Source organism: Streptomyces synnematoformans (assembly GCF_039531005.1).
Lineage (GTDB): Bacteria > Actinomycetota > Actinomycetes > Streptomycetales > Streptomycetaceae > Streptomyces > Streptomyces synnematoformans.
Genome location: NZ_BAAAPF010000583.1, coordinates 1 through 2,127, shown reverse-complemented (window position 1 = coordinate 2,127; position 2,127 = coordinate 1). Strand labels below are relative to the sequence as shown.

Annotated in this window: 2 protein-coding genes; both read left to right on the top strand. The window is 77.0% G+C overall.

Features of this window, described 5'->3' with window-relative positions; all coding sequences use genetic code 11:
* The first annotated feature begins 228 nt into the window (after nucleotides 1-228).
* The gene (locus tag ABD317_RS36245) at nucleotides 229-954 is read left to right on the top strand and encodes a methyltransferase domain-containing protein (RefSeq protein WP_027755841.1); all 726 of its coding nucleotides are present in this window, start codon (nucleotides 229-231) and stop codon (nucleotides 952-954) included.
* Complete coding sequence (locus ABD317_RS36240; protein WP_344296197.1) at nucleotides 951-2,096, top strand: prenyltransferase/squalene oxidase repeat-containing protein; 1,146 nt, start codon at nucleotides 951-953, stop codon at nucleotides 2,094-2,096. Before ABD317_RS36245 ends, ABD317_RS36240 begins: the two co-directional genes overlap by 4 nt.
* The last annotated feature ends 31 nt before the right edge of the window (nucleotides 2,097-2,127 follow it).

Below are 2,127 nucleotides of genomic sequence, written 5' to 3'. Positions count from 1 at the left end.
CGCCCCGCGTGCGCGCGGCGGGCGGTGACCGCGGATGACGGCCCGCCGGCCACCGGCCGGCTCCGCCCCGTACCGCACCGCACCGCGTCACGGCGGCGCGCCACGTCACGGCACCCGCCCTCCGCTTCCCGACCCCGACCCCCGGGCCGCCCGTGGCAACGACGCCCCGCCCGGCCGCCGCCGCGTCGCCGCCGCCCGCCGCCCCCCGCCCACCCCTCCGGAGGAGCCTTGCTGACCGTCGACTTCACCCGCTTCCCGCTCGCACCCGGCGACCGCGTGCTCGACCTGGGCTGCGGCGCCGGGCGGCACGCCTTCGAGTGCTACCGGCGCGGCGCCCGCGTCGTCGCCCTCGACCGCGACGGCGCCGAGCTCCGCGAAGTCGCCCGCTGGTTCGCGGCGATGGCGGAGGCGCGCGAGGCGCCGGCGGGCGCCTCCGCCGCCGCCGTCGAGGGCGACGCGCTGTCGCTGCCCTTCCCCGACGACGGCTTCGACGTCGTGATCGTCTCCGAGGTGATGGAGCACATCCACGACGACAAGGGCGTGCTCGCCGAGGCCGTGCGCGTGCTGCGCCCCGGCGGCCGGATCGCGGTCACGGTCCCGCGCTACGGGCCGGAGAAGGTCTGCTGGGCGCTCTCGGACGCGTACCACGAGGTCGAGGGCGGCCACATCCGCATCTACAAGGCCGACGAACTGGTCGGCAGAATCCGCGAGTCGGGCCTGCGGCCGTACGGCCTCCACCACGCGCACGCGCTGCACGCGCCGTACTGGTGGATCAAGTGCGCGGTCGGCGTGGACAACGACAGGTCGCCGGCGGTGCGCGCGTACCACAAGCTGCTGGTCTGGGACATCATGAAGAAGCCGCTGGCGACCAGGCTCGCCGAGCGGCTGCTCGACCCGGTCATGGGCAAGAGCGTCGTCGTCTACGCGACCAAGCCGCACGAGGGCGGCCGGTGACCGGCTCCGAACGGACGGAACACCTGGTCCTGCCCGGCGTGCTCTCCGCCGCCGAGGTGGGCAGGACCGTCGCCGGGATCGCCGCGGTGCAGCGGGACGACGGGGCGATCCCGTGGTTCCGCGGGCACCACCTCGACCCGTGGGACCACACCGAGGCCGCCATGGCGCTGGACGCGGCGGGCGAGCACGGGCGGGCGGAGGCGGCGTACGAGTGGCTGCGGGCGCACCAGCTCGCGGACGGCTCCTGGTACGCGGCCTACGCCGACGGGGACGCGGCCCGGCCGACCGACCTCGGCCGGGAGACGAACTTCTGCGCGTATCCGGCCGTCGGCGTCTGGCACCACTATCTGGCCACCGGCGACGAGGCGTTCCTGCGCCGGATGTGGCCGGCGGTGCACGCGGCGGTGGAGTTCGTGCTGCGGCTGCAGCAGCCGGGCGGGCAGATCGGGTGGAAGCGCGAACCGGCGGGCCGGGCGGAAGGGGCGGACCGGGAGGAAGGGGCCGGCCGGGAGGAAGGGGCCGGCCGGGAGGAAGGCGCCGCCGCGGGGGCGGTGCGCACCGAGGCGCTGCTGACCGGCTCCTCGTCCGTCCACCACGCGCTGCGCTGCGCGCTGGCCGCCGCCGAGCGGCTGGGTGAGCCGCAGCCCGGCTGGGAGCTGGCCCTCGGCCGGCTCGCGCACGCGATCCGGCGGCACCCGGAGCGGTTCCTCGACAAGGGCCGCTTCTCGATGGACTGGTACTACCCCGTGCTCGGCGGCGCGGTTACCGGCGCGGCCGCGGTGGAGCGCATCGAGCGCGAGTGGGACCGCTTCGTCGTCCCCGGGCTCGGCGCGCGCTGCGTCAGCGACCGGCCGTGGGTGACCGGCGGCGAGAGCGCGGAGCTGGCGCTCGCGCTGTGGGCGGCGGGCGACGGCGAACGGGCGCTGGAGATCCTGCGCTGGCTCAAGCACCTGCGCGCCGACGACGGCATGTACTGGACGGGGTACGTCTTCGAGGACGACGCGATCTGGCCCGCCGAGCTGACGTCGTGGACGGCGGGGGCGCTGCTGCTGGCCATCGCGGCGGTCGGCGGCGACGAGGCGACGACGGCGGTCTTCGGCGGCGCGGGGCTGCCGGCGGGGCTGGACCCGGGCTGCTGCTGAGCGGCGGGGGCGGGGCGGCCGGGCGGGTCGG